Here is a 6586-nt window from a genome sequence, read left to right on the forward strand (position 1 = left end):
GCAGTTCACCGACCCGATGGCGCGCTGGATGGCCAGGCAGGGCGTGAAGGAAGCCTACACGGTGGTCGCCGACTATGCCTCGGGCGTCGATGCCGAGACCGCCTTCAAGAAGGCCTTCACGGCCGAGGGCGGCAAGGTGGTCGGCGAAGTCCGCACGCCGATGAACAACCCCGACTTCTCCGCCTACGTGCAGCGCATCAAGGACGCCAAGCCGCAGGCGGTGTTCTTCTTCTTTCCCTCGGGCGTGATGCCGCCGGCCTTCCTCAAGGTCTGGAAGGAGCGTGGCATGGAACAAGCCGGCATCAAGCTCTACGCCACCGGCGAAGCGACCGACGACAGCTATCTCGACGCCACCGGCGACGTGGCACTGGGCCTGCTCACCAGCCATCACTATTCGTACGCGCATCCGTCGCCGAAGAACCAGAAGTTCGTGAAGGACTTCGCGGCCGAGTTCGGCAGCAAGCTGCGCCCGAGCTACTTCGCCGTGACGGCCTACGACACGATGGCCGCCATCGATCTCGCCTTGGCCAAGACCAAGGGCGATGTCTCGGGCGACAAGTTCATGGACGCACTCAAGGGCCTGAGCTTCGAGAGCCCGCGCGGCCCGATCTCAATCGACCCGGCCACGCGCGACATCGTGCAGACGGTCTATATCCGCAAGACCGAGCGCGTGAAGGGCGAGCTCGTGAACGTCGAGTTCGACAAGTTCGAGCGCGTCAAGGACCCGGCCAAGGAAAGTCAGTAATCCGCCAGCGCAACGCGCCGGCAGCAACGGGGAATCCATGGGAATCGTGATCTTCGACGGAGTGGCCTACGGCATGCTCCTGTTCCTCATCGGGGTGGGCCTGTCCATCACGATGGGCCTCATGAACTTCGTCAACCTCGCGCACGGCACCTTCGCGATGGTGGGCGGCTACGCCGCGAGCGTTTTGATGAACCACTTCGGCGTCGGCTTCTTTCCGTCGCTGGCGGCGGCCTTTGTCGCCGCGGCGCTGGTCGGCGCGGTGCTCGAGTTCTGCTTCTACCGGCGGCTCTACCGGGCCCATCCCCTCGACCAGGTGCTGCTGTCGATCGGCATCGTGTTCGTCTCGGTCGCGGTCTTCACCTGGTTCTTCGGCCCGACGATGCAGGCCTTCCAGCTGCCGCCGGCGCTGGACGGCCGGGCCTCGCTGCTGGGGCTGGAGGTAGGCCGCTATCGGCTGTTCCTGATCCTGTGCGGCGTGGCGGTGCTGACCAGCCTGCTGCTGGTGCTCGGCAAGACGCGCTACGGCGCCATGGTGCGGGCCGCGGTCGACAACCAGCGCGTCGCCGGCGGCACCGGGATCCACGTGCAGCGGCTGTTCTTCCTGACCTTCTCGCTGGGCTGCGGCCTGGCCGGCCTGGGCGGCGCGCTGAGCCTCGGGATGCTCGGGCTCGAGCCCTCGTTCCCGCTCAAGTACCTCGTCTACTTCCTGATCGTGGTCTGCGTCGGCGGCGCCGGCACCATCACCGGCCCCTTCGTGGCCGCGCTGCTGATAGGCATCGTCGATGTCGCGGGCAAGTACTACCTGCCGGAAGCCGGCGCATTCCTCATCTATGTCGTCATGATCATCATGTTGCTGGCCCGGCCCAACGGCATCATCCCGCGCAAGGGAATTGCATGAAAGCGATCGTCGTTTCGCCTTCCCGCCTGCGCGCGGTCGAAGTGGCGTTCTGGCTGCTGCTGGCCGCCAGCTTCTTCCTTTTGCCCGACAAGCTCACGCTGATGAGCCAGATCATGATCTTCGGACTGTTCGCGGTCTCGCTGGACATGGCGCTCGGCTACGCGGGCATCCTCACCGTGGGCCACGCGGCCTTTTTCGGCGCCGGTGCCTATGCGGCCGGGCTGCTGGCCAAGCATGGCTGGAGCGAACCCTTCAGCGGGCTCTTGTTCGCGCTCGTGGTGTGCGCCGCACTGGGCTACCTGCTGAGCTACCTGATCGTGCGCGGCGCCGACCTCACGCGGCTCATGATCACGATAGGCGTCTGCGTGCTRCTGGCCGAGCTGGTCAACCGGCTGTCGTCCATCACCGGCGGCACCGACGGCCTGCAGGGCGTCGCGATATCGCCGGTGCTCGGGCTGTTCGACTTCGACCTGTTCGGCAAGACCGCCTTCGCCTATGCCTACGGCGTGGTGCTGGTGGTGTTCATGGGGGTGCGGCTGGTGCTGCGCTCGCCCTTCGGCCTCATGCTGCGCGGCATCCACGACAGCCGCAAGCGCATGCTGGCGATCGGCTCGCCGGTCGAGGCGCGCCTGCGCATGGCCTATGCGCTGTCGGCCGGCGTCGCCGGCATCGCGGGCGCGCTGTTGGCCCAGACCACGCAGTTCGTCGGCATCGAGTCGATCGGCTTCAACCGCTCGGCCGAAGTGCTGATCATCCTCGTGCTCGGCGGCACCGGCCGGCTGTACGGCGGCATGATCGGCGCGATCGTCTACATGCTGGTGCATGACTGGTTCGCCGATCTCAATCCGCAGTACTGGATGTTCTGGCTCGGCATCTTCCTGATCGCCGCCGTCATGCTGGGCCGCGGCGGAATCATGGGCGCGTTGTCGCGCCTGGTGAAGACCGGGAGGCCGTCATGAGCAGCGCCGCACTTCGCACCCGCGGTCTCGGCATCTCCTTCGGCGCCTTCCGCGCAGTCGACGATGTCAACCTGACGCTCGAGCCCGGCGCCCGCCAGGCTCTGATTGGCCCTAACGGCGCCGGCAAGACCACGCTGATCAACCTGCTGACGGGCGTCTTCCGGCCCACCCACGGAACGATCCACATGGGGGAGCGCGAGCTCACCACGCTCAGCGCCGACAAGCGCGCCCGCATGGGGCTGGCGCGCACCTTCCAGATCAACACGCTGTTCCCCAGCCTCACGCCGCTGCTGTCGGTGGTGCTCGCGATCTGCGAGCGCGAGGGCCTGGGCGCGGTCTGGTGGCGCCCGCTCAAGCGCAACAAGGCGGCGTTCGACGAGGCCCATGCCCTGCTCGGCCGCCTCAAGCTCGACGCGCTGGCCGACGTGCCGGTGGCCGAACTTGCCTACGGCAAGCAGCGCCTGCTCGAGATCGCGCTCGCCATGGCCGCCAAGCCCCGCATCCTGCTGCTCGACGAGCCCGCCGCCGGCGTGCCCGAGGACGAGAGCGGCGAACTCTTCGAAGTCATCGCGGACCTGCCGCAGGACATCAGCGTGCTGTTCATCGAACACGACATGAATCTCGTCTTTCGCTTTTCGCGCCGGATCTCGGTGCTGGTCGCCGGCCAGATCCTGACCGAGGGAAGCCCCGGCGAGATCGGCAACGACCCGCGGGTGCGCGAGGTCTATCTCGGCCACTCGGGAGCCGCCCATGTCTGAGATGCTCGCCTTCAACCGGGTGGTGGCCGGCTACGGTAACGCCGTGGTGCTCGATCGGCTGAGTTTCTCGCTGGCCGAAGGCCAGAGTCTCGCCATCCTTGGGCGCAACGGCGTCGGCAAGACCACCCTGCTCGAAACGCTGATGGGCAACACCCGCGTGATGCGCGGCGCGCTGCGCTGGTGCGGCGAGAACATCACGCGTTGGCCGCCTCACCGCCGCGTGCGCGCCGGGCTCGGCTGGGTGCCGCAGGAACGCGAGGTGTTCCCGTCGCTCACGGTCGAGGAGAACCTGAGCGTGATCGGCCGGCCCGGCCCCTGGAACCTGCAGCGGGTCTACCAGTTCTTTCCGCGGCTGCGCGAGCGGCGCGGCAACTACGGCAACCAGTTGTCCGGCGGCGAGCAGCAGATGCTGGCCATCGGCCGCGCCCTGATGACCAACCCGAAGCTGCTGCTGCTCGACGAGCCGATGGAGGGACTGGCACCGATCATCGTCGAGGAGTTGGCCCGCTCGATCCGCCAGTTGTGCGAGAGCGAGGGCCTGGCGTCGATCGTGGTCGAGCAGCACCCGGTGCTGGCCCTCGAGATGACCCACCAGGCGATCGTCCTGGAGCGCGGCACGGTCGTGCATGCCGGGCCGAGCGCCGGGCTGGCCGGCGATGCCGCCCTGCTCGAAGGGCTGCTCGGTGTCGGCATCGCCGAAGTGCCGGTCTGACGAGGTGGCGCGTTGCCGCTGACCCTGCGCCTCAACGCGATCCCTCTTTGTGCCCCACCTGGTCGGCGGCGGCCGCCACCCGGTCCCGAAGCCACCCATGCGCGGCGTCATGATCGTTGCGCCGGTGCCAGACGGCGCGCGTCGTCGCCGCTCCGGAGCGGTAGGGAGGCACGCGCAGCAGCAGCTCGCCGGTCCGGGTGAGCGCCTTGGCCAGCGAAGTGGGAACGACGGACAGCATGTCGCTCTCGCGCAGCAGCGCCGGGATCGCGAGTGAATGCGGCACGGTCACGCGAAGGCGTGGCGCCTGCTCGATAGCGCCCAGTGCCTCCTCCAAGGCATGGCGATCGAACATCTCCGACTGGCGCGCCAGACCGCGCTCGACGATGAATCCTTCGATCGCGCCTTCTTCCTGGCCGCCGACCGAAACGGTCACGAGCGGGTACCTCGCGAAATCGCCAAGGGTCAGCTTCCGGCGCGAGGCGGGGTGGCCCTTGCGCATCAGGATGGCCTCGCCCTGAGTCAGCAGGGTGCACGAGTTCAGCCGTGCGGGTATCTGGGCGAAGATCCCGATGGCCAGATCGATGCGGCCGAGGTCTATCTGCTCCGCCAGGTCCAGTCGCGTGGAAGGCCGGATCACCAGGTCCACACCCGGCGCGGCCATTCGCAGCTCGCGCGACAGAGGCGCGACGATGACGGCGGTGACGTGGTCGTTGGCCGCGATGACGAAGCGACGGTTCGACTGCCCGGGAGAGAACGGCTCCACGCCCAGCGTGGCTTCGATGCGGCGCAAGGAATCGCGCAGCGCGGGCGCCATGGCGATGGCGCGGCTGGTGGGCGCCAAGCCTTTGCCGGTGCGCAGGAACAGGTCGTCCCCGACCAACTCGCGCAGCCGGGTCAAGGCGTGGCTGACGGCCGACTGGCTCAGGTTCAGCCGTCGGCCGGCAAGCACCAGGTTGCGGTCCTCGTAGACCGCGTCGAACACCTTCAAGAGATTGAGATCCGTGCGACCGATGCTCACCTTGGGGCTCCCGTATGAGTTGAACCTCGTGCATTTTGATCTTGCAGGAACACCAGTTCCATTCAACTCAGTGGACGACCATCATTGTGCCTGCCCCGTGTACAACCAACAGATTCGAGGTGCGAAATTGGACTCTCTCTCTCGTCGCGCATTCACGCGCATCGCAATGGCCGTCCCGGCCGCCGCCTGGCTGTCGCCTGCCCTGGCGCAGACCGGCGGGACGACCGGAAAGCTGCTGGTCGGCTACCCTGCCGGCGGCACGCTGGACACCACCGCGCGGCAGTTGGCCGAGGCCTGGCGCAAGACGGGCCGGCTGTACATCGTCGACAACCGCGTGGGCGCCGCTGGCCGCATCGCCAACAGCCAGCTCAAGCGGGAACGTCCCGACGCCAGCACGCTACTGTGCACGCACGCCTCGGCCCTGACCATCTACCCGCACGTGTACACCCGCCTCATGTATGACGCGGCGACCGACTTCGTGCCGGTCTCGCCCCTGGTGGCGGCCACCTGTGCCTTTGCCGTGAGCAGCGCGGTGCCGGCCTCGGTCAAGACCCTGGGCGACTACGCGGCCTGGGTTCGCGGCTCGCCGGGAAGTGCGACCTATGCGTCGCCGGCGGCCGGGTCTGTGGCCCACTTCCTCGGCTTCCAGCTGTCCGAGTCGGCCGGCCTGAAGCTGCAGCACATCGGCTACCGCGGCTCCGCTCCCGCCATGCAAGACCTCATCGGCGGACAGATCCCCGCCTACTTCGGCTTCGTMGCCGACTTCCTTCCCTACATGCAGCAGGGCAGGATCCGGATCCTCGGCGTGGCGGGCGAATCGCGCTCGACCTTCATGCCCGCCGTCCCCACCTTTGCCGAGCAGGGGTTCCCGAACATCCGGGGTGGCGAGAACTACGGCGTCTTCGCGCCGCCGGGCACGCCCGCGGCGATCATCAAGGCGCTTCACGAAGCCATCGTGGCAGCCAGCAAGGACCCGGCGCTGCGCGCGTCGGCCGCGCAGGTCGGACTTGAGCCCTATACCTTGGCGCCGCAGGAATACGCCATGCAGATCCAACGCGAGCGCGAGGCCTGGGGACCGGTGGTCCGCGCTTCGGGCTTCCGCTCGGAGGATTGAACGGTGATGACGAATCAATCGAACCAAGACCGGGAAGCGCTGATCGAACGCAGCATCCCCTTCCTCGAAGAAGTGAAAGACATGACGGCGGGAACGGAAACCGAGCGTTGGCTGAACCGGACCTACGGGCCCGACAGCGAGCTCTACCGGACGCTCGCGCGGCTGGTGAAGAAGGGGGTCGAGGATGGCTGGGCAGCCAACGTCGAACTCGACGGCCGCATCTACCGCCGCAGCCGCATCGAGACGCCCTCCGAGCGCACCCGTCATTTCAGCATCACGRCCGTCTACATGGACAGCACCGACAACAGTCAGGGCAACCCGGAGAACAGCTATCGCGGGCAATACCACGCGCACCCCTACGGCGAGTTCAACATGGTGATCC

At 67.4% G+C, this 6586-nt stretch carries 8 protein-coding genes; 7 read left to right on the forward strand and 1 reads right to left on the reverse strand.

From position 1 onward, the window contains the following. The 5 genes from AC1DY5_RS37215 to AC1DY5_RS37235 all read left to right on the forward strand — a co-directional run. Positions 1–745 (forward strand): ABC transporter substrate-binding protein (locus tag AC1DY5_RS37215; protein WP_478119490.1); only part of this gene is annotated, 745 nt, incomplete at its 5' end. Positions 746–782: 37 nt separating this feature from the next. Beyond that, positions 783–1643, forward strand: coding sequence for a branched-chain amino acid ABC transporter permease (locus AC1DY5_RS37220; protein WP_478119491.1), 861 nt, complete (start codon positions 783–785; stop codon positions 1641–1643). Further along, positions 1640–2602: a branched-chain amino acid ABC transporter permease gene (locus tag AC1DY5_RS37225; protein WP_478119492.1), complete on the forward strand. Its 963-nt coding sequence runs from the start codon at positions 1640–1642 to the stop codon at positions 2600–2602. The genes AC1DY5_RS37220 and AC1DY5_RS37225 overlap by 4 nt, the downstream gene beginning before the upstream one ends. Further along, the gene (locus tag AC1DY5_RS37230) at positions 2599–3360 is read left to right on the forward strand and encodes an ABC transporter ATP-binding protein (RefSeq protein ID WP_478119493.1); all 762 of its coding nucleotides are present in this window, start codon (positions 2599–2601) and stop codon (positions 3358–3360) included. Before AC1DY5_RS37225 ends, AC1DY5_RS37230 begins: the two co-directional genes overlap by 4 nt. Next, the gene (locus AC1DY5_RS37235; RefSeq protein WP_478119494.1) at positions 3353–4072 is read left to right on the forward strand and encodes an ABC transporter ATP-binding protein; all 720 of its coding nucleotides are present in this window, start codon (positions 3353–3355) and stop codon (positions 4070–4072) included. The genes AC1DY5_RS37230 and AC1DY5_RS37235 overlap by 8 nt, the downstream gene beginning before the upstream one ends. 31 nt (positions 4073–4103) lie before the next feature. Here AC1DY5_RS37235 and AC1DY5_RS37240 read toward each other — a convergent pair whose 3' ends face one another. Next, positions 4104–5090, reverse strand: a complete 987-nt coding sequence (locus tag AC1DY5_RS37240) for a LysR family transcriptional regulator (RefSeq protein WP_478119495.1) — start codon at positions 5088–5090, stop codon at positions 4104–4106. Positions 5091–5256: 166 nt separating this feature from the next. Between AC1DY5_RS37240 and AC1DY5_RS37245 the strand changes: the two genes are divergently transcribed. Then, a complete protein-coding gene (locus AC1DY5_RS37245) occupies positions 5257–6204 on the forward strand; it encodes a tripartite tricarboxylate transporter substrate-binding protein (protein WP_478119496.1) in 948 nt (315 codons plus the stop codon). A 6-nt stretch (positions 6205–6210) separates the two neighbouring features. Beyond that, positions 6211–6586 (forward strand): 4-hydroxylaminobenzoate lyase (locus AC1DY5_RS37250; RefSeq protein ID WP_478119497.1); only part of this gene is annotated, 376 nt, incomplete at its 3' end.

It is taken from the genome of Variovorax sp. P4_D9 (assembly GCF_056401695.1).